Genomic DNA, 590 nt, shown 5'->3' with positions numbered 1-590 from the left:
CCACCGAAGAAATGGATGATGGATGCACCGCCAGCCGTTTGGCGAGCCGTACCTTTGCCAAACACCATGTAAGCCAGCAGGATACGCAAGCCCGGACCAGGGTTCGCTTCGATCAAGAAGAAGATCGATTGGCCAGTCTCAGACGCTTGCTGAATACCCAGTGGAGAGAAGATGCCGTGGTTGATCGCGTTATTTAGGAACAGGATCTTCGCTGGCTCAACAAAAATAGAAGTCAGTGGCAGAAGGTGCGCTGAAACAAGGAAGTTTACGCCAGCTGCCAATGCGCCTGAAAGCACTTTGACAAATGGGCCGATAAGGAAGAAAGCCAGAATGGCGCACAGCATACCGATGATGCCCGCAGAGAAGTTGTTGACCAACATCTCGAAGCCACTTTTTACTTTACCATCGATGTAGTTATCGAATTTTTTGATTGCCCAGCCACCCATTGGGCCAACCATCATTGCGCCCATAAACATTGGGATGTCGGTACCGACGATCACGCCCATGGTTGTGATTGCACCAACGACCGCGCCGCGATCGCCACCCACTAACTTACCACCGGTGTAACCGATAAGTAGTGGCAGCAAGTA

1 protein-coding gene is annotated in these 590 nt (G+C 51.5%); it reads right to left on the bottom strand.

All coding sequences use genetic code 11. From position 1 onward, the window contains the following. Positions 1 to 590 (bottom strand): PTS transporter subunit EIIC (locus R7Q48_RS29185; RefSeq protein ID WP_318133854.1); only part of this gene is annotated, 590 nt, incomplete at both ends.

The sequence above is a fragment of the Vibrio sp. 378 genome, from assembly GCF_033339435.1.
Note: the sequence above shows the minus strand (reverse complement) of the source record. Positions and strands in the feature narration are given on the sequence as shown.